The 18739-nt window shown below is 36.9% G+C and carries 23 protein-coding genes; 1 reads left to right on the top strand and 22 read right to left on the bottom strand.

Annotated features, from left to right (window positions below; translation table 11 throughout):
• Positions 1-11 precede the first annotated feature (11 nt).
• From glmU to metG, 12 genes are all read right to left on the bottom strand, one after another.
• Positions 12-1391, bottom strand: coding sequence for a bifunctional UDP-N-acetylglucosamine diphosphorylase/glucosamine-1-phosphate N-acetyltransferase GlmU (gene glmU, locus ACFX4E_RS26510; protein WP_028410351.1), 1380 nt, complete (start codon positions 1389-1391; stop codon positions 12-14).
• A 194-nt stretch (positions 1392-1585) separates the two neighbouring features.
• Positions 1586-1876, bottom strand: coding sequence for a septation regulator SpoVG (gene spoVG, locus ACFX4E_RS26505; protein WP_013054864.1), 291 nt, complete (start codon positions 1874-1876; stop codon positions 1586-1588).
• Positions 1877-2031: 155 nt separating this feature from the next.
• Positions 2032-2409 (bottom strand): RidA family protein, encoded by a 378-nt coding sequence (locus tag ACFX4E_RS26500; RefSeq protein WP_013054863.1) that lies wholly within the window; start codon positions 2407-2409, stop codon positions 2032-2034.
• A gap of 21 nt (positions 2410-2430) precedes the next feature.
• Complete coding sequence (gene purR, locus ACFX4E_RS26495; RefSeq protein WP_013054862.1) at positions 2431-3252, bottom strand: pur operon repressor; 822 nt, start codon at positions 3250-3252, stop codon at positions 2431-2433.
• A gap of 56 nt (positions 3253-3308) precedes the next feature.
• The gene (ispE, locus tag ACFX4E_RS26490; RefSeq protein WP_025753156.1) at positions 3309-4178 is read right to left on the bottom strand and encodes a 4-(cytidine 5'-diphospho)-2-C-methyl-D-erythritol kinase; all 870 of its coding nucleotides are present in this window, start codon (positions 4176-4178) and stop codon (positions 3309-3311) included.
• A gap of 198 nt (positions 4179-4376) precedes the next feature.
• A complete protein-coding gene (locus tag ACFX4E_RS26485; RefSeq protein WP_013054860.1) occupies positions 4377-4547 on the bottom strand; it encodes a small, acid-soluble spore protein, alpha/beta type in 171 nt (56 codons plus the stop codon).
• A gap of 194 nt (positions 4548-4741) precedes the next feature.
• On the bottom strand, positions 4742-4975 hold the full coding sequence (veg, locus tag ACFX4E_RS26480) for a biofilm formation stimulator Veg (protein ID WP_013054859.1): 234 nt from the start codon (positions 4973-4975) through the stop codon (positions 4742-4744).
• A gap of 273 nt (positions 4976-5248) precedes the next feature.
• Positions 5249-6121: a sporulation peptidase YabG gene (yabG, locus tag ACFX4E_RS26475; protein ID WP_025601509.1), complete on the bottom strand. Its 873-nt coding sequence runs from the start codon at positions 6119-6121 to the stop codon at positions 5249-5251.
• 77 nt (positions 6122-6198) lie between these two features.
• The gene (rsmA, locus tag ACFX4E_RS26470) at positions 6199-7077 is read right to left on the bottom strand and encodes a 16S rRNA (adenine(1518)-N(6)/adenine(1519)-N(6))-dimethyltransferase RsmA (RefSeq protein WP_028410352.1); all 879 of its coding nucleotides are present in this window, start codon (positions 7075-7077) and stop codon (positions 6199-6201) included.
• Complete coding sequence (rnmV, locus tag ACFX4E_RS26465) at positions 7071-7634, bottom strand: ribonuclease M5 (RefSeq protein ID WP_013081337.1); 564 nt, start codon at positions 7632-7634, stop codon at positions 7071-7073. Before rnmV ends, rsmA begins: the two co-directional genes overlap by 7 nt.
• A gap of 223 nt (positions 7635-7857) precedes the next feature.
• Positions 7858-8628: a TatD family hydrolase gene (locus tag ACFX4E_RS26460; RefSeq protein ID WP_025753152.1), complete on the bottom strand. Its 771-nt coding sequence runs from the start codon at positions 8626-8628 to the stop codon at positions 7858-7860.
• Positions 8629-8699: 71 nt separating this feature from the next.
• Positions 8700-10682 carry a methionine--tRNA ligase gene (gene metG, locus ACFX4E_RS26455; RefSeq protein ID WP_098334883.1) on the bottom strand — a complete coding sequence of 661 codons (1983 nt, stop codon included), beginning with the start codon at positions 10680-10682 and terminating at the stop codon, positions 8700-8702.
• A 566-nt stretch (positions 10683-11248) separates the two neighbouring features.
• On the opposite strand from metG, the gene ACFX4E_RS26450 reads away from it, so the two are divergent.
• Positions 11249-11539: a transition state genes transcriptional regulator AbrB gene (locus tag ACFX4E_RS26450; protein WP_170836841.1), complete on the top strand. Its 291-nt coding sequence runs from the start codon at positions 11249-11251 to the stop codon at positions 11537-11539.
• Positions 11540-11571: 32 nt separating this feature from the next.
• On the opposite strand, the gene rsmI is transcribed toward ACFX4E_RS26450, so the two are convergent.
• The 10 genes from rsmI to ACFX4E_RS26400 form a co-directional block, all read right to left on the bottom strand.
• A complete protein-coding gene (gene rsmI, locus ACFX4E_RS26445; RefSeq protein ID WP_028410355.1) occupies positions 11572-12444 on the bottom strand; it encodes a 16S rRNA (cytidine(1402)-2'-O)-methyltransferase in 873 nt (290 codons plus the stop codon).
• Positions 12422-12709, bottom strand: a complete 288-nt coding sequence (locus ACFX4E_RS26440; protein ID WP_013054850.1) for a GIY-YIG nuclease family protein — start codon at positions 12707-12709, stop codon at positions 12422-12424. Before ACFX4E_RS26440 ends, rsmI begins: the two co-directional genes overlap by 23 nt.
• On the bottom strand, positions 12696-13442 hold the full coding sequence (locus tag ACFX4E_RS26435) for a tRNA1(Val) (adenine(37)-N6)-methyltransferase (protein WP_028410356.1): 747 nt from the start codon (positions 13440-13442) through the stop codon (positions 12696-12698). The genes ACFX4E_RS26440 and ACFX4E_RS26435 overlap by 14 nt, the downstream gene beginning before the upstream one ends.
• Before the next feature lie 78 nt (positions 13443-13520).
• Positions 13521-13886, bottom strand: coding sequence for a DNA replication initiation control protein YabA (gene yabA, locus ACFX4E_RS26430; RefSeq protein ID WP_013054848.1), 366 nt, complete (start codon positions 13884-13886; stop codon positions 13521-13523).
• 14 nt (positions 13887-13900) lie between these two features.
• Complete coding sequence (locus ACFX4E_RS26425) at positions 13901-14728, bottom strand: PSP1 domain-containing protein (RefSeq protein ID WP_028410357.1); 828 nt, start codon at positions 14726-14728, stop codon at positions 13901-13903.
• Positions 14729-14732: 4 nt separating this feature from the next.
• Entirely contained in the window at positions 14733-15725 is a 993-nt protein-coding gene (gene holB / locus ACFX4E_RS26420; RefSeq protein ID WP_025753146.1) for a DNA polymerase III subunit delta', read from the bottom strand.
• A gap of 33 nt (positions 15726-15758) precedes the next feature.
• The gene (locus tag ACFX4E_RS26415) at positions 15759-16088 is read right to left on the bottom strand and encodes a cyclic-di-AMP receptor (RefSeq protein ID WP_013054845.1); all 330 of its coding nucleotides are present in this window, start codon (positions 16086-16088) and stop codon (positions 15759-15761) included.
• A 63-nt stretch (positions 16089-16151) separates the two neighbouring features.
• Positions 16152-16778 carry a dTMP kinase gene (gene tmk, locus ACFX4E_RS26410; RefSeq protein ID WP_013081331.1) on the bottom strand — a complete coding sequence of 209 codons (627 nt, stop codon included), beginning with the start codon at positions 16776-16778 and terminating at the stop codon, positions 16152-16154.
• Positions 16779-16794: 16 nt separating this feature from the next.
• Entirely contained in the window at positions 16795-18219 is a 1425-nt protein-coding gene (locus ACFX4E_RS26405; protein ID WP_060744943.1) for an aminotransferase class I/II-fold pyridoxal phosphate-dependent enzyme, read from the bottom strand.
• A 153-nt stretch (positions 18220-18372) separates the two neighbouring features.
• Complete coding sequence (locus tag ACFX4E_RS26400; protein ID WP_028410359.1) at positions 18373-18555, bottom strand: sigma factor G inhibitor Gin; 183 nt, start codon at positions 18553-18555, stop codon at positions 18373-18375.
• Positions 18556-18739: the final 184 nt, after the last annotated feature.

Here is an 18739-nt window from a genome sequence, read left to right as displayed (position 1 = left end):
TGAAACCTCCGTCAGGATTTTTTATTAATATCAAGCTTTTCAGCATAGTTTTCTTTATTTACTTGTTTCGCACGAGCAATTGATAATGCTTTTCCTGGCACATCATCCGTTACAGTTGAACCAGCTGCAACATAGGCGCCTTCACCAATTGTTACAGGTGCAATTAAGTTTGAGTTACATCCTACGAATGCCCCATCTTCAATCTTTGTTAAAAATTTATTTTTCCCATCGTAGTTAACTGTAATAGATCCGCACCCTAAGTTTACACCTTTTCCGACCTCTGCGTCTCCAATATAACTTAAATGAGAAGCTTTGCTACCTTTGCCAAAAGATGCTTTTTTAATTTCTACAAAGTTTCCTACGCGCACTTCATCTCCAATTAATGATTGAGGACGAATATGTGCAAATGGGCCAATTGTGACTTCGTGACCAATTTCACTATCGTGAGCAACAGAATGGCGAATAGAAGTATTATTACCTATTTTGCAGTCTTTAATTTCACTGTTAGGGCCTACTTCACAATTCTCTCCAATTACAACTGTTCCTTGAATAACCGTACCAGGATAAATAACCGTATCTCTGCCAATAACAGCATCTGCTGAAATGTACGTGTTAGAAGGATCCACAATCGTCACTCCATTTAACATATGATGCTTGTTGATGCGCTTCTTCATTGTTTCTTCTGCTTGAGACAGAGCAAATCGATCATTAACGCCCAATGTTTCAGCAAAATCGGATGTTTGATATGCAGAAATAATTTGACCTTCATTTTTTAGAATTTCGATAACATCAGGTAAATAATACTCTCCCTGTACATTATCATTTGAAACTTTTGAAAGTGTCTCAAATAATTTCTCATTATCAAAACAATACGTACCAGTATTAATTTCCTGTACAAGACGCTCTTGTTCTGTGGCATCTTTATGCTCCACAATCTTTTCAACAGACCCTTGTTCATTTCGAATGATGCGTCCATATCCTGTTGGATCTTCTGCATGAGCTGTTAAAATAGTTGCCATTGCATTTGTTGCTTCATGATGCTTTAATAAAGATTCAATTGTTTCAGCTGTAATAAGCGGAGTATCTCCACATACAACAATTGTCGTACCTTTTTCATGTGCAAGTAAAGATTCTGCTTGCATCACTGCATGAGCTGTTCCTAACTGCTCTTCTTGTAAAGCAAATAAGCTTTTATCTCCAACATGTGATTTCACTTTTTCGGCACCGTGACCTACAACTGTAATTAAATTTGTTAAATCTAAACGTGATAACTGATCAATTACGTGTTGCACCATCGGTTTGCCACACACAGGGTGTAACACTTTATATAAAGATGACTTCATACGTGTACCCTGACCAGCTGCCAATATGACTGCATATCTTTTTGACATAACAGGCCTCCAATTTTACCTTTTTATCCATTAAGAATATTATATCAAAAATGACAGCATTTCAAGGAATCATTTATAAGTCATGAATTTTATTTTTTGGTAATGCTAAAGTTTTACAAAGGTGTGAAATTATATAAGTGGTAATCAAAAAGAAAAGAGCCTACTTTTCAGTAGACTCTTAATGTATCATATGTTTACGAAGCACCCGCTTCTTCGAATTCAACTTCTACCTCACCTAAACGATGATATTCTGCTAAAACAGCATCTTGAATCTTTCCGCGAGTATTTGAATTGATTGGATGTGCAATATCACGGAACTCACCATCCGGTGTACGTTTACTTGGCATGGCTACAAATAAGCCATTATTACCATCAATCACACGAATATCATGAACAACAAATTCACCATCTAATGTGATTGAAGCAATCGCTCTCATACGTCCTTCAGTGTTCACGCGGCGTAATCTTACGTCAGTTACTTCCATCTTGTTCACCACCTTTTTCTATGCGAAGCTTTACATACTTAATTCCACAGAATTTTGTGTTTTCCTGCTATTCAGAAAAAATTTTTAGAAAATTTTCGCAAAAAAAGTGAACAATTGGAAGTTACTTGCTTTTTGTTAGAAATTTGTTAATTTAATTACCCTTTAACGAGCGCAATAACTTCAATTTCAACAAGTACATCTTTAGGTAGTCTCGCTACTTCTACACATGAACGTGCCGGCTTATGGTCCCCGAAGTAGTCGCCATAGACTTCATTTAACGCTGCGAAGTCGTTCATATCTTTAATGAACACGGTTGCCTTTACAACTGTATTTAGAGAAGCTCCAGCTTCTTCAAGAACTGCTTTTAGATTTTCAAATACCTGAGTAGCTTGTACTTGAACATCTCCTTCGACTAACGTACCATCTGGACGAAGTGGAATTTGACCTGAACTGTAAAACAAGTTATTCACAACAATTCCCTGTGAATATGGACCAATAGCTTGCGGTGCATTTTTTGTTTGAACCTGTAACATATGTTCCTCTCCCTTACTTGATCAAATATATTTTAAGTAATTGCCTTCTTGTACACGAATTTGTTTATCTTTGATATTTACATCTGTTAATTGTACAAGGGACACATACTCATCCACTAAACGTTCTTCAATATCTTCTGATTCTACTAAAACTCCAATACCAGCAACAGTTGCATCGAACTCTTCAAGCAAGCTAACCATTCCATTTACAGTACCGCCAGCTTTCATGAAATCATCAATGATGAGTACATTTGACCCCACCGCTAAACTTCTTTTAGCTAACAGCATCGTTTGAATGCGCTTAGATGAACCCGATACGTAGTTAATACTAACGGTCGATCCTTCAGTTACTTTACTGTCTCTGCGCACAATAACAACGGGCACATCTAAATACTGAGCAACCGCATACGCAATAGGAATACCTTTTGTTGCTACAGTCATCACCACATCGATTTTGCGGTTAGCAAAAAGCGACGCATACAAGCGACCGATTTTATTCACAACGCGGGGGTTCCCTAAAATATCAGTTAAATATAAATATCCACCTGGCAATAAACGCTCAGGTTTTTCAATCAACCCACATAATTCTTGAACAAGCTGACCGGCTTCTTCATTCGTCATCTTTGGAATGAATTTAACTCCGCCGGCAGCCCCTGGTAGCGTAACCAAAGTTCCGATACCCTGCTGTTCAAAAGTTTGTTTAATAATCGCCATATCTTCACTAATAGATGATTTTGCTGAATCATATTTATCTGCAAAATACGTAAGAGGGATAAGGCGCTGAGGGTTTTGAATGAAATAGTTGGTCATATCAATTAATCGTCCACTACGTCGAAACTTCATAACATCCTCCTGAAAATCCGAATATTGTAATGTAAATATAACATTAACATACGGATTTATTCAAGCGTTATTCGTTCACCTAGTAGCCTAACTGCATAAACTTTATCACAAAAGCCACGTAATCCATTATAAATGCGGTGCATACGTGAATCATGCTGTACAAGTCCGAATACAGTTGGCCCACTGCCGCTCATGAGCACAGCATCGGCGCCAAAACGCTTTATTTGTTCTTTAATGAGAGCTACTTCCGGATGCATTTTCAGCGTTACTGCTTCCAATACATTTCCGACAAGGCTACACATTTCATCATAATTTCCTGATTGTATGGCGTGAACCATCTCATCTACTTTCGGATGATCCATCTCTTCAATTTTTAAGTTTCGATATACATCTGCTGTAGAAACACCTATTTCAGGCTTAGCCAAAATCACCCAGCAGCTTGGAGGTGCCTCAATATGCTCTACAATCTCTCCGCGCCCTGTAGCAAGAGCTGTCCCTCCGTACACGCAAAAAGATACGTCAGAGCCAATCTCAGCCCCTATTTCTGCAAGTGTGTCTAATGATAACCCTAATTCCCATAACGTATTTAAACCGCGTAATGTAGCAGCCGCGTCACTGCTGCCTCCAGCTAATCCGGCAGCTACTGGAATATGTTTATCAATTAATATATTTACACCTTTTGAAATGTTATAACGTCGCTTCAAAATCTGCGCTGCCTGATAAGCGAGATTTCGCTGGTCATCTGGAACAAAGCGATTATGAGAATAAATAACAATTCGTCCATCTTCACGGTCAGAAAGTTCAATTCTGTCCGCTAAATCAATTGTTGTCATAATCATCTTAACTTCATGGTAACCATCTGGACGTTTATGTAACACATCAAGTGACAAATTTATTTTAGCCGGTGCTTTCACCATTAATTTCAACTTACTTCACCTACTTCATCTTATCGAGTTTAACGCTATTTTATCATAAAATGAACAAGATATAGCTGTTCATTTAAACATCTTTGTTTAATCCTCTTTTTTATCTTTCATTTTGGGACAAAAAAACCGAAGCGGTTATACACTTCGGTTTTCCTCATTTCACTTTAAATAATCGTATAAGCATTGATTTTCACTATGCTATTGCTTTAGCTGCTGCTGTGCAAGCTCTACAGCTCGCTTCACCATATTGCCTGCGTCTTTTGCCCGAATAGCGCCCCAGCCTTCTGCTTGTACAGTATCGTAAAAACCAAGTTCTTTAGCCAGTTCTTCTTTCAGCTTCGATGACATAATCCCTCTACGCCTTGACATTGCACATGGCTCCTTTACGTATAAAATGAAATTTCAACCTGAATCTCCTCGCTCTTTTACATAAGAAACGCGAGGACGATATGTATAGTATGTATAAAAAATATTGCATATATAATTTGAAAAAAAGACCAATAAAAAAGCAGTAAACCAATGTCCACTGCTCATCACCACTTGCTATATTGCCTATGTCATTCTTAGAAAAATTTTAGTTGCACTGTTTCCGTTAACACATCTGCGTAACTATACGAAACGCGCTCCAAAGAGTTTTCCTCTTGATCTAATTCAACGATAAAAACAGATGGGTACGTTTCTGTTAATACACCTGAACGTTCTACTGTTTTTCTACGACCACCGTTTGCTTTTAAAGTTAATCGTTGGCCTAGGTGCAAATCCAGCGCTTGCTTAATATCAGACAAAGTTTTCGCCATATTGGTCCACCTCACTATGTATAGTGTAACACATGTTAGAAAAATAGTCAAAAACATAAAATTATAACAATCTATCTCTAATTGTGTCAATAAATAATTTTCAACATGAATCTACATTTCGCTGTTAGTATGCTCGTTTTTCAACGAAATATGTATATCTTTAGCAAATATTGAAAATGATTTTGTGTAATTAAGCGTATACTTTGGCTTCATACGAAAAAACAACTGGTTGCACATCATGCGTGTACATGCTGTAACCAGTTGTTTTTATTTCTACTCATCGCTTTCATAAGGCATGCCCGTGCGAAGCAGCCCTTTTGTTTCTACTCCTCCTAAACCTTTAGCACCCGTTAATGTATTACGTAAGACGTCCCATACATTAATACGATCCGTGAAAGGAGTAAAACTTAGTTTTGCTACTACATACACAGGGTCAAGAGCATGAATATTTACACGTGAAGGTGAACTAGCAAAGTTTGCTCCAGCTTGAATCAATAATTCAAAATGCGATTGACAGGCACCTGCAAAGATCACCAGCTGATCTAAATTACCAACTCTTTTTCTTGCTTCTTGGACTGTTTGAATATAGTGCTTGGAATGTCTATAAGCAAGGAGATCATCTTTATTTCCTTTTCCTTTGGAATAGGCATCATGACCTGTCAGCACTAGAATATCAGGTCTTACATCCTCAATTAGCTTTCCAACCTTCTCCGGCATTTCTGACTCAACGCAATGAACACCATAAACAGGAACACCAATTTTTTCGTAAACCAACAAACATTTACGTAAATAATTAGGGTCTCCGTCTACGTGCAGGACCTTTCCTGGAATTTGAAATAAGCGATGTGAATGGCTGTATCCATTTGTCATGCTATATTCAGTTTTCTCTCGAACGAGCCGATAATCCTGTTGAATAAGCTCCAAGGATCTTTCTAAAAGTTCTTCTTCTTGTTTTTTTCTTTGATCCTGTTCTTTAGCATCCACAACCTCTAGATCTGTACAAGGAGCGTCGGCAATCAACCGAACGTCTTCTCCTATTAAAGTCGCATATTTCCCCGCTTCGCTGTCATTAATAGCTATAACACGAAAAAGCAAATCTCTTTGATAAGAAGGTCGTGTAACTATATCACCAATTTTGATGTTCATATGCTTCACTCCGTCTTTGCTACTTCAAAAATAAATTCTCTTCATAGCCTATGACTTCATGATAAAAATGTGATAATTTAGCGAAATGATTTTAAAAGTTGATCACTTAACTTTCCAAATTCTTGAATAGATAACGTTTCGCCTCTTCGTTTCGGATCAATTTCAGCAGTTGAAAGTGCTTGCTCAATGTCCGCTTTTTTCTGCTTCCCATTTGGCAAGTTGTTCACTAGATTGTTTAAAATTGTTTTTCGACGCTGTCCGAAACTTGCTCGTACAACTTGAAAGAAGAATGCTTCATCTTGTACTTCTACCGCTGGCTTCGGTCTTCTTAACAATCGAATAACAGCTGAGTCTACATTAGGCTGCGGATTAAACACTGTTTTAGGCACAATCATAACCGTCTCAGCCTCTGTATAGTATTGAATCGCAATAGAAAGTGAACCGTACTCTTTTGTTCCCGGTTTAGCTGCTATACGGTCAGCAACTTCTTTTTGAAGCATAACGACGATTCCACGTACCGGAATTTGCTCTTCTAATAATTTCATCAAAATGGGTGTCGTCACATAATAGGGTAAATTCGCAACGACCATTAAATCTTCTATGTTTTCGAATTCTTGTTCGAGCGTCCCTTTTAAATCCGCTTTTAACACATCTTGATGAATAACTTTTGCATTTGGGTAAGGAGAAAGCGTATCAGCTAAAATCGGAAGCAGACGCTGATCGATTTCAAATGCTAGTACTTTTTTTGCGCGCTTTGCTAGCTGTTCAGTTAAGGCCCCGATACCAGGTCCAATTTCAATAGCTCCCGTTTCTTCTGTTATTTCCGCATGATCAACAATACGATGTAAAATGTTCGTATCAATTAAAAAATTTTGTCCCAAACTCTTTTTAAATGTAAAACCGTATTTCTTTAAAATTTCCTTGGTTCGATTAGGCGTTGCAATATCTTTTAACACGATCCCTTTTCCTCCTTATTTATCTGCTCAACAGCTCTGATAAAGTCCTCTTTTGAAATTTGGAACATCTGTAAGCGTTTATGGAGCTGCTTTCCGTTGGCATAGCCAATTTTTAATAACTTTCCTATTCTTTCACGTCGAGATTTGGCTTTACTATCTCCTATCAAACGAGCTACGATTAAATCCTCTTGAGAAATCTCCATAGCTGCCCCCATCCACTCTTGCTTCACATCTTTTAGTGCTTTTTGAATAGACGCAATAGAAGCATGTTCAACTCCAATGCCTTTGCCATTTTTAGGGCGAGCCTCTTCTTTATCTAAGAATGCATGTTTACATCCGGGAACACGTTCTGAAACAATATTTCGAATTCGCTGTCCCGGATAATCTGGATCTGTAAAAATAATCACGCCTCTTGTTTTTTGAGCTAATTTTACTTTCTCAATGGTTTCTTCATTTACAGCTGATCCATTTGTCTCGATGGTATCCGCATCCACTGCACGTTTAATCGCTACAGTGTCATCTCGGCCTTCTACTACAATAATTTCTTTAATCTTCATTGCTTCCTCCAAAACATTCAGTTTTGTTCATTTGCTTTTCAGTAAAAACGAAATGCTCGTTACGCACATCATTTTTCTTCTATGAAATCAACGTTTTATCTTATTATCAACTAAATTAAAAAGCATTTACCTGTTATTTTAACTGAAAAAGGCAGAGGATAACATTCTCCTCTGCGCCTATCTTTACTTTAACACGAAAATGATTGTTATATGAGAAAAAGTTTTAATCATTAATGCCAAATAGCTTTTTGGCGTTAGCTGTTGTAATATCAGCTAATTCTTCATACGTTATCCCTTTTAACTCTGCAATTTGCTCTGCTACGTATGAAACATAACCAGGTTCATTGCGCTTGCCGCGGAATGGATGAGGAGTTAGATAAGGACAGTCTGTTTCAATTAATAGTTTGTCTAAAGGAAGCTCTGTAGCAACTTCTTTTGGTTTTTTCGCATTTTTAAAAGTAACAGGTCCACCAAAAGAAATATACATATTCATATCCATACACTGCTTCGCTACTTCAATACTGCCCGTGAAGCAATGCATAATCCCGCCTACTTCTTCTACGTGCTCTTCTTTTAAAATGGTTACCACGTCTTCCGTTGCATCACGATTATGAATAATGATAGGTAAATTCACTTTGCGAGCTAAGCGAATTTGACGGCGAAATACGTCCTTTTGAACCTCTTTAGGTGATTTATCCCAATGGTAGTCTAATCCCATTTCCCCTAAAGCCACAACTTTCGGATGCTGAGCTAATTCTTCAATCCAAGCTAAGTGCTCATCTGTCATATCAATTGCATCTACTGGATGCCATCCTACACTAGCATAGATAAAGTCATACGTTTCAGCTATTTGAATAGCCTTTTTGATGGTAGGTTCATCGAATCCCACAACTACCATGTTTTGAACACCTTTTTCTAACGCACGATTAATTACTTCTTGCAAATCATCTTCATACTGTTCTGCGTTTAAATGAACATGTGTATCAAATAACATCTAATCGATCCTTTCCATGAATAAAAGGGGGTCCTCGCATGTTACACGTGAAACACCCCTTTTGCCTATACTTATTTTATCTTCGTGCCATTTGCTAAGTTTTGATCTACGCTTGCTAGTGAAAGACCATTCTCATCTTCACCCGCTAAAATCATTCCTTGTGATAGTTCACCGCGCAGTTTCACAGGTTTTAAGTTGGTTACACAAATTACTTTTCGACCTACTAATTCTTCAGGCTTATAAAACTTGGCAATACCTGATACAACCTGGCGTTTTTCATAGCCAAGATCAAGCTGAAGCTTTAATAGTTTATCTGCCTTTTTAACTGGTTCTACTTGCGTAACTTGCGCTACACGAAGCTCTACTTTCATGAAATCATCAATTGTAATCTCTTCAGAAGACTCTTCCTTCACAACAGGTTTTTCTTCTTTTGGAGCACTTCCTTGCATCTGCTCTTTAATAAACGCTACCTCTTCTTCTCGATCTAGACGAGGGAACATTGGCTCACCTTTTTCTACTTTTGTGCCTTCTTTAAGCATATTAAAACGCGTCGTACTTTCCCACGTTTTTAATACATCTTCTTTTACACCAATCTGAGCAAAAATTTTCTCAGGTGTACGTGTTAAGAATGGCTGCAGTAATACCGCAATGTGACGAATTGATTCAGCTAGATGTGTCATAACAGAAGCAAGTTCTGCACGCTTATTCTCATCTTTTGCTAACGCCCAAGGCTGCGTTTCATCAATGTATTTATTCGTGCGGCTTACATATTGCCAGATAGAAGCAAGAGCCACTGAAAACTCCATATCTTCCATCGCTTCTTCATATTTATTCACTGTATCTTTTTGAGCTTGGACGATAAGTGCATCAAACTCTGTTACATTGCCTTCATAAGTCGGAATAACACCATCAAAATATTTATTAATCATCGCCACTGTACGATTAACTAGGTTGCCAAGGTCATTTGCTAAGTCAAAGTTAATACGTTCAACAAACGCTTCTGGTGTGAATACACCGTCTGAACCGAATGGAACTTCACGAAGTAAGTAGTAACGAAGGGCATCTAGTCCATAGCGGTCAATCAATGTCACTGGGTCTACTACATTCCCTTTTGACTTCGACATCTTTCCATCTTTCATTAATAACCAGCCGTGAGCAAATACTTTCTTAGGAAGTGGCAAATCAAGTGCCATCAACATGATTGGCCAATAAATAGTATGGAAACGTACGATTTCTTTTCCTACTAAATGTACGTTGGCCGGCCAATATTTTCGATAGTTTTCATCGTTCTCTGTATCATACCCAAGAGAGGTGATATAGTTAGAAAGCGCATCAATCCATACGTAAATAACGTGTTTTGGGTTACCTGGAACTTTTATCCCCCAATCAAACGTCGTACGAGAAACAGCTAAGTCTTCAAGGCCAGGCTTAATAAAATTATTGATCATTTCGTTTTTACGGGACTCTGGTTGAATAAATGAAGGGTTTTCTTCATAAAAAGCTAGTAAACGATCTACGTATTTCCCCATTTTAAAGAAATAGGACTCTTCTCGAACGAGCTCTACAGGGTGTCCGCTATCCGGGCTTTTTCCGCCTACAACTTTTCCATTTTCAACGATTGGATCTACTAGTTGATGCTCTGTATAGTACGTCTCATCGGGAACTGAATACCAACCTTCATACTCATCAAGATAAATATCACCTTGTTCTAAAAGGCGCGCGAAAATCTTTTCCACGATTTCTTTATGTCTGGATTCTGTTGTACGGATAAAATCATCATACGAAATATCCATCTTATCCCACAGTTCTTTGATTCCAGATACAATATCATCTACGTATTGCTGAGGTGTCACGTTTTTCTCTTCTGCTTTTCGCTGAATTTTTTGACCATGTTCATCCGTACCTGTTAAATAACGTACGTCAAACCCTCTCAAACGTTTATAACGAGCCATTGCATCTCCCGCTACCGTCGTGTATGCATGCCCTATATGTAATTTACCACTCGGATAATAAATCGGCGTAGTAATATAAAATGTATTATTTCCATCTGCCATGTTCATAACCTCCAACATTCCATTTCAACATTTTGATTTATATGTATGTAATCATATAAACCCTGTCTTCTTATTCTACTATCTATCATACTATTTTACATGATAATTTCAAAACATTCTCTTCCTATATACACCGGAATATGACGGATTCACTTCATTTTTAAATAATCGTTATTTTCCCAAAAAATAATCCTGTTAATTGTATCAGCTTCGCCCTATTTTTATATAAAATATACCCTCATTCAAAAAGTCACTTTGATGAAAACGACAAATAGGTCTAATTTTGTCGTTTTATGTCGAATTATATTTACCCTATCTTCAAAATAGTTAATATCAAGCTATTTAGACGATTAATCTTTTTTCCAATGAAACCCCTTGTCATTCCTTGACTGACGGTCACAATTAGCTTGTAAACAAGTCGAGAAAAAAATTTTTTACCAGCTACATTTTTTTACATATAAAATGATTGACTAGTTTTGGAAACGCTGGTATTATGAAAGTACGTTGAAATTGTCGAATAATGACGAAAGTAATAACATAGAAAAATGATTACTGAGAGGAGAACGATTAACATGAAATCTACAGGTATTGTTCGTAAAGTTGATGAATTAGGACGCGTAGTAATTCCAATTGAATTACGTCGTACATTAGGAATTGCAGAGAAAGATGCTCTAGAAATCTATGTAGATGAAGAGCGCATCATCTTAAAAAAATACAAACCAAACATGACTTGCCAAGTAACAGGTGAAGTATCTGATGATAACATTCAACTTGCTAGCGGCAAATTAATTCTAAGCCGTGAAGGTGCAGAACAAATCATGAAAGAACTTCAAGATTCTTTACAAGCTTCTAAATAAAACGAAAAGCTGTCTATGATAGACAGCTTTTTTTAATGTACGTGATATTCACTATAAATGTCTCGCTTTGACACATCTCGGTCTTTTGCCACTTGCTTAATAGCTTCTTTGTTTGAAAGCCCTTCTTCTACATAGTGATCAACATGCTCGATAATGGTGAGCTGTTCCCACCATAGATTACTTTCATCTGGTGCTTCTTCATTTGTCCCTTCAAGAATTAAGCAGAATTCGCCTCTAATATCTGTGGCATTTGTCCATTCAATTGCTTCTAATACGCTTCCTCTTAAAAATTCTTCATAGCGTTTTGTTAACTCTCTACATAACACAATAGATCGGTTCCCTAAAATTTCTTCTATACTCTTTAGCGTTTCTTTTAATCGATGAGGGGCTTCATAAAATATCATGCTTTCCTTAATATACTGAAGCTCTTGAAGCTGTTCTTTACGCTGTTTTTTATTTCTGTTTAAAAATCCATAAAAATAAAACTGCCCCGTAGGTAGTCCCGAAGCAATTAAAGCTGTTAATGCTGCGTTAGGCCCCGGCAGCGGAACAACCGTATATCCTTCTTTAACGGCAGCTACCACTAACTCATAACCAGGATCTGAAATACAAGGCATGCCCGCGTCGCTTACTAAAGCAATATTTTTTTCACCATCTAAGTCGCTTAACAGCTGTTCACTTTTTGTATGTTTATTATGTTCATGATAACTTGTAATAGGCGTATCAATCTCAAAGTGGTTACATAGTTTTTTCGTTTGTCTCGTATCTTCTGCGGCAATATAATCAACTTCTTTTAAAATTCGAATCGCACGAAACGTCATATCCTCTAAGTTTCCAATAGGAGTGGGAACTAAATATAAAACGCCTCGTTCATTCGATACATCATAACTTTTTTGTGATTTCATTCTGCTTTTCTTGCTCCCTTCGAATGTAAGCCTGTTTTTGCACTCTGCTTAACTGTTTGAACCAATATTCTTTTTGCATAGCTTCTGTTTTAGAAGTAAATACCTCATGCCAAATTAATGAAACAGGCCTTCTTGCTCTCGTATATTTTGCCCCTTTTCCTTCATTATGGACAGAAATACGTTTTTGCAAATTATTCGTGTAACCAGCATAATACGTACAGTCCTTGCATTCCACTACGTAAAAATAATGATTATTTTGTTCCATATAAAATCCTTTTTAATTCGTCCGTGTATTCATCATTATCTTGGTAGACCACCAGCGGAGGAAGAATCTTTAAGTCTGGACTTCCATCCTTCGTACCTTCAATTAAAAGTGTATTTGCTTCTTTCCCATCTTTAGGATACACAAACTGAAGTCTCTTTGGCTCTAAACGGTACTGCCTCATTAACGTAACGATATCTAACAGTCTTCCTGGACGGTGAACTAATGCCACTTTTCCGCCTTGCTTCACTAGTTGACTGCTGGCTCTAATCACATCTTCCAACGAACAATGAATTTCGTGGCGAGCGATTGCAAAGTGTTCGTTTTCATTTATCTCTTCTTTATTGGATGTGGTGAAATAAGGAGGATTACATGTTACAACATCATATTTTCCATAACCCAGTTCTTGAGGCGCATTTTTTAAATCATCATGTATCATTTTAATCTGCCCATCGAGCTGATTATACGCAATACTTCTTTGCGCCATACTATGTAGCCGCTCTTGAATTTCTACACCAATAATTTTTCCCTTTGTTCGTTTAGATAAAAACAGTGGGATTACACCGTTTCCTGAACATAAATCAACCAAGTTACCTTTACGAATTGGGACATAAGCAAAGTGAGATAAAAGCACAGCATCCAATGAAAAGGAAAAGACAGACGGACTTTGAATAATGCGCATCTCCTCATCGGCTAATAGATAATCTAAACGTTCATCTCCATATAACTCAACCATAGTCGTTCTTCTCCTTGTACATCTATTATTTACATCTTTTACTCATAAAAAGAACCTCTCCAAAAGGGAGAGGTGTTGTTACTTTTTATTTAAAAATGACAAGCAAAACAAACAGTCTCCATCTTTACGCACACTTCCATAATGAATGTTACAAATATGAAAACCCTCTTGGTAAAGGCGAGCCAAATTGTCATATCCTTCTCCGATATCAATTTGTTTTTGCTCTTTTGTTTGAGCGCTTGCTTTTGAATGTCTATTTTTCAGCTTCGTTTCGAAGTTTGTCTGGTCAAGGCGACGGCGCAAATGATCATTTTCTATTTGCAGGTGATGATTTTCTTCAATTAGCTCAGCAAGATGCTCTTTCAACTCACCTAACTGCTTATATAAATGACCAATTTGTTCCTCCATGTTTGTCACCGAATCAAAAATCTCTTTTTTATCCACCTTTGCCCACCTCGTTAATCTGTGGCTTGAAACGAAACAGCACCTTCATTATTGATCTCATCCAGAGTATACTCTAAAATTTGTTCGTGATCTGACAGTTCCACTTGAATAATTCTTTCCAAAATATTCAAACCCACTACACGTCCTGAACCATCTGAAGTTTTAATTGTTGAGCCTATATCAGGAAGCTGTTCTTTTGCCGTTTCATACTCATCATTTTCATATTTTAAACAACACATCAAACGTCCGCATAAACCAGAAATTTTCGTTGGATTAAGCGATAGGTTTTGGTCTTTGGCCATCTTAATAGAAACCGGCTCAAAATCACCTAAAAACGTTGAGCAACATAGCATACGGCCACAAGGACCTATCCCGCCCAACAGTTTTGCCTCGTCTCGTACACCGATTTGACGAAGCTCAATTCGCGTACGGAAAATAGCAGCTAAATCTTTAACTAACTCTCTAAAATCAATACGGCCGTCTGCTGTAAAATAAAAAATGACTTTATTACGATCAAACGTATATTCTACATCTACTAACTTCATATCTAAATCGTGTGATTGAATTTTTTGCACGCATACGTCATACGCTTCTCTAGCAGCTTGTTTATTTTCATCCACAATCAGCCTGTCTTTTTGTTCGGCAATGCGGATTACTTTTTTCAAAGGAAGTACGACATCGTTTTCACTTACTTGCTTTTTATTAATAACCACTCTGCCAAATTCAACACCACGAACTGTTTCTACAATAACAAACTCACCATCTGGAATTGTAAGTTCTCCAGGGTCAAAATAATATATTTTTCCCGCTTTTTTAAAGCGAACGCCTACTACATCATACAAGCTTTTATCCCTCCTGCAAATCCAACACCAGCTGTTCCATTAATAACTGTAGATTCATATTTGAATTTAATTTATTTTTGGCCTTCAAGATAACCTCTAAGCGGTAAATCGCTTTTTCCTGCGTTGTCTGAAGAGCTTGCTGTTTTAATTCTTCTATTTTATGACGATAGACGATTTTAGACTCTTGTCCAACTTGCAGCGTCAACAAATCACGATAAAGAAGCATCAATAAAGTTAAACCAATATGTGCTTGTTCTTTTTCTTTAAAATGTGTTACCCACTTTTCATGAATAAAAAGAAGAGCTTGTTGAGGTCTCGTTGTTAACACTTCATATAATTGTATCACTAACTTTATTGCAAGTCCAAACCATTCATCTTTACTTAATTCAATTGCTTCATCAATGCTGTTTGTTAAATTAGACAAGATGGACGCATCTACTGCGGAAAGGCCATTTTCTACTAGTTTTTCAGCTAACTGTTCTGGTGTAAGAGATCGAAATGATATTACTTGGCAACGTGAGATAATCGTATCTAATAAGCGCTGTATATTTTCTGTCAATAAAACTGCATAAGTTCCGTTGCCAGGCTCTTCTAAAAATTTCAGTAAACTATTTGCTGCGCTTACTGTCATTTTATCAACATGATTCACAATATATAACTTTTTATTAGATTCAACACCGGTTTTTGTGAATTCTGATTGCAAAAATTGAATTTGCTCTTTTTTAATCGATAAACCAGCTGGCTCAATCAAGTGAATATCTGGATGATTACCTGAATCAATTCGCCGGCAGTTACTGCACTCATGGCATGGCCTATGATTAACTGGATTTTGGCAAAACAGCGCTTTAGCAAACAAAAAACTAATTTGTTTTTTACCTGTTCCTTTGCTTCCTTCAAATAAATAAGCATGAGCAACTCGCTCTTTAAGTAAGCTGTTTTGTAAAATCTTTAATACGTTCGGCTGAAGAGCTTCAAGCTGTTCCCATGTATTTCCCATTCAATCATCACTTTCTATTTAAAATCTTCTCTCTTAAAATTGATGAAATTGATCTACTGGTAGTACGAATACTGTAGCTCCGCCCACTTCAACTTCAACAGGATATGGAATGTATGAATCTGCATTACCGCCCATCGGTGCCACAGGAGAAATCATCTGTCTGCGGTTTTCACATTGGCCCTTAATAATATCAAGTACTTCATCTACTTTATGATCATCTGTACCAATCATAATTGTTGTATTCCCTGATTTTAAAAATCCGCCCGTACTTGATAATTTGGTTGAACGAAACCCTCTTTCTACAAGTGCATTTAAAAGCTTTGAGCTATCTGAATCTTGAATAACGGCCATTACTAATTTCATGAATAACACCTCATTTTACTTTTTTGTTAAGAATAGTATAGCAAGAATAACGATCATCTGTATTTATTTTAAAATCAATTTTATTTGTTTATAAGCTTCTTCACAGACTTTTTCAACGGATTGATTTGCATCAATTCGTCGAATACGCTCTGGAAATTCACTCAAAAGAGATAAATATCCATCTCGTACTTTGTAATGAAAGTCTAAGGATTCTAAATCTAATCGATTAATCTCATCTTTTCGACCTTTATTAATTCTTTCTAACCCGACCTCAGGCTCAATATCAAAATATAAAGTGGCCTGTGGCATCGTTTGCTCAATAGCAAATTGATTGATAGCAAAAATATCTTCTACGCCTATACCCCGCGCATTTCCTTGATAAGCAAGTGAGCTATCAATAAAACGGTCGCATAATACTATATTCCCTTTATTTAGCTCAGGAATCACTTTTTCTACAAGATGTTGTCTTCTAGCCGCAGCATAAAGAAGTGCTTCGGTTCTGGCATCCATTTCCGTATTAGATGGATTTAAGATGATTTCACGAATTTGTTCAGCAATTCGTATGCCTCCAGGCTCTCTTGTTAATACAATATTATAGCCCTCTTGTATTAATTTTTGTTGAACCATATGGATGATCGTCGTCTTACCAGCACCTTCTGGCCCTTCGAATGTAATAAACGTTCCTGACATGTATAAATTCCTTTCTCTATTTAAATACTTCTATCTTTCCTTCTTCCATACAAGAGCCGCCCTGAATATGACCATTTAACCTTTGAATATGCAAAATATAGTCAATATGATTGCTCGTAATCGTTTCTCCCTCCATTAAAATAGGAATTCCAGGAGGATATGGAATAACAGATTGTGCACTTACACGCCCAATCGCTTCTTCAAACGAACACATATGCTTTGATCTTAGTTTTCTTTCTTCCATAGGCAGGAGAACCGTTGCTCTTGAAAAACGAAATGGTTTGATTAGTGGTTTTTCATATGACTTACGCTGTATATTCTCTACTGCTTGTCTAACCCGCTTAATTGTATCATTAAAATCCCATCTGCTGCTTAAAGGTAGAACAAACAATACATAGTTAACGTCAGCTAGTTCTGTATAAATATCTTGCTTTTCCAGTTCCTTTTGCAAATGATATCCTGTTGCAGCCGAACAAGTCAACGTCATTTTCAAAAGGTCGGTAACAGTTTGATCTGTTTCCACATCAATAGTTGAAAGTGTATCAATCTCATTAATCTTTTCAACAAACGAATGAATATTGTCAGTCATTCTATCAATATCATGCTGAGTAAACTGCTGCAGATAATACCTTGCTAAATCGAGAGAAGCCATAATAGGGTATGAGGGACTGCTTGACTGCAGTACTTGTAGGTAATGCCGAACGCTTTGCTTATTTATCAACGTCCCCTGCATATGTAAATAAGAACCCATAGTCATAGCTGGCAGCGTTTTATGTGCTGACTGAACAACAAGATCCGCTCCATACGTAACAGCTGACGACGGAAAAGGATTACCTAAAATAAAGTGGGCTCCATGAGCTTCATCAATAATTATAGGAATATTGTAGCCATGAATAAAATCAATGATCTCCTTTAAATCTCGCGCTACCCCGTAGTAAGTAGGATTTGTTAATACAAATGCTTTTATATCCTGAGAACCCTCTAAAGCTGCTTTAATTGTTTTAATGGATACACCTGTACTAAGATGTGTTTTTGAATCTATTTCAGGAGCTAAAAAAATAGGTGATGCCTTTGATAAAGCAATAGCATTAAAAATAGATTTATGAGAATCTCTTTGAACAGCAATTTTATCTCCTTCTTGACAAAGAGAGAAAATCGCGGCGAGATTGCCTACAGTAGAACCATTAACTAAAAAAAAGCTTTCATCTACTCCATACAACTTTGCCGTTAACTCTTGTGCTTCTTTAATAACAGATTCTGCTTCATGTAAATCATCTAATCCGCTAATTTCTGTTAGATCGTATTGCAAAAAGTCTGCGTAAGAAGACTGAATATGTGAAGGTAGAATTTGACCATTTTTGTGGCCGGGTACGTGATAAGAGAGTGACCTCTTTTCGCTGTGCCTTACTAAACGGTTATATAAAGGTAAATATGTGTCCATACATCCATTCCTTACTTTTTGTAAATATAACATTGTTAACTTGATAAAAGAATATGTAAGTATTTTTCCTATCAAAATTGATTTTTCTTTCATTATAACAAACTTAGTTGATTTTTTTGAGCCATATAAAGAAGCCCTTATAAAAAAGGGCTTTTAGTAAGAAAACGCTCCTGATATTCTCTTTAATTGATCTACTAACAATTGATAACGAAAATGAGATGAATCCACCTCTACAATCTCTATCTCGCAGTGTTGGCATATAAAGCTGGAAAACACCTCAATACCCTTTGTATTCTGTTCATGACAAACGGAACATGTTTTAATTTGTTTTTCCATTACTCTCCACCTCCACTAATTAAGTATCGACAAGATGTAACGTCTTTATGCAGTTCATTTACCCCATTTTATGTAGATAGCTTATACTCTGTGAATAATAAAAAAAAGACTAGCTAAAATAGCTAGTCCTTTTTCAGGTGCCTGGCAACGTCCTACTCTCACAGGGACAAAGTCCCAACTACCA

This window comes from Priestia sp. YIM B13491 (genome assembly GCF_042787605.1).
In the GTDB taxonomy this organism is placed as follows: Bacteria; Bacillota; Bacilli; order Bacillales; family Bacillaceae_H; genus Priestia; species Priestia megaterium_E.
Note: the sequence above shows the minus strand (reverse complement) of the source record. Positions and strands in the feature narration are given on the sequence as shown.

Excerpts from the sequence above, each read along its gene's own strand:
- glmU (WP_028410351.1), bottom strand. The coding sequence starts at position 1,391 with ATGTCAAAAAGATATGCAGTCATATTGGCAGCTGGTCAGGGTACACGT.
- spoVG (WP_013054864.1), bottom strand. The coding sequence starts at position 1,876 with ATGGAAGTAACTGACGTAAGATTACGCCGCGTGAACACTGAAGGACGT.
- ACFX4E_RS26500 (WP_013054863.1), bottom strand. The coding sequence starts at position 2,409 with ATGTTACAGGTTCAAACAAAAAATGCACCGCAAGCTATTGGTCCATAT.
- purR (WP_013054862.1), bottom strand. The coding sequence starts at position 3,252 with ATGAAGTTTCGACGTAGTGGACGATTAATTGATATGACCAACTATTTC.
- ACFX4E_RS26485 (WP_013054860.1), bottom strand. The coding sequence starts at position 4,547 with ATGTCAAGGCGTAGAGGGATTATGTCATCGAAGCTGAAAGAAGAACTG.
- veg (WP_013054859.1), bottom strand. The coding sequence starts at position 4,975 with ATGGCGAAAACTTTGTCTGATATTAAGCAAGCGCTGGATTTGCACCTA.
- yabG (WP_025601509.1), bottom strand. The coding sequence starts at position 6,121 with ATGAACATCAAAATTGGTGATATAGTTACACGACCTTCTTATCAAAGA.
- rnmV (WP_013081337.1), bottom strand. The coding sequence starts at position 7,634 with ATGAAGATTAAAGAAATTATTGTAGTAGAAGGCCGAGATGACACTGTA.
- ACFX4E_RS26460 (WP_025753152.1), bottom strand. The coding sequence starts at position 8,628 with ATGTTATTTGATACACATGTTCATTTAAACGCAGAACAGTATGAAGAT.
- metG (WP_098334883.1), bottom strand. The coding sequence starts at position 10,682 with ATGGCAGATGGAAATAATACATTTTATATTACTACGCCGATTTATTAT.
- rsmI (WP_028410355.1), bottom strand. The coding sequence starts at position 12,444 with ATGAAATCACAAAAAAGTTATGATGTATCGAATGAACGAGGCGTTTTA.
- ACFX4E_RS26440 (WP_013054850.1), bottom strand. The coding sequence starts at position 12,709 with ATGGAACAAAATAATCATTATTTTTACGTAGTGGAATGCAAGGACTGT.
- ACFX4E_RS26435 (WP_028410356.1), bottom strand. The coding sequence starts at position 13,442 with ATGGTTGAGTTATATGGAGATGAACGTTTAGATTATCTATTAGCCGAT.
- holB (WP_025753146.1), bottom strand. The coding sequence starts at position 15,725 with ATGGGAAATACATGGGAACAGCTTGAAGCTCTTCAGCCGAACGTATTA.
- ACFX4E_RS26415 (WP_013054845.1), bottom strand. The coding sequence starts at position 16,088 with ATGAAATTAGTAATGGCCGTTATTCAAGATTCAGATAGCTCAAAGCTT.
- tmk (WP_013081331.1), bottom strand. The coding sequence starts at position 16,778 with ATGTCAGGAACGTTTATTACATTCGAAGGGCCAGAAGGTGCTGGTAAG.
- ACFX4E_RS26405 (WP_060744943.1), bottom strand. The coding sequence starts at position 18,219 with ATGGACACATATTTACCTTTATATAACCGTTTAGTAAGGCACAGCGAA.
- ACFX4E_RS26400 (WP_028410359.1), bottom strand. The coding sequence starts at position 18,555 with ATGGAAAAACAAATTAAAACATGTTCCGTTTGTCATGAACAGAATACA.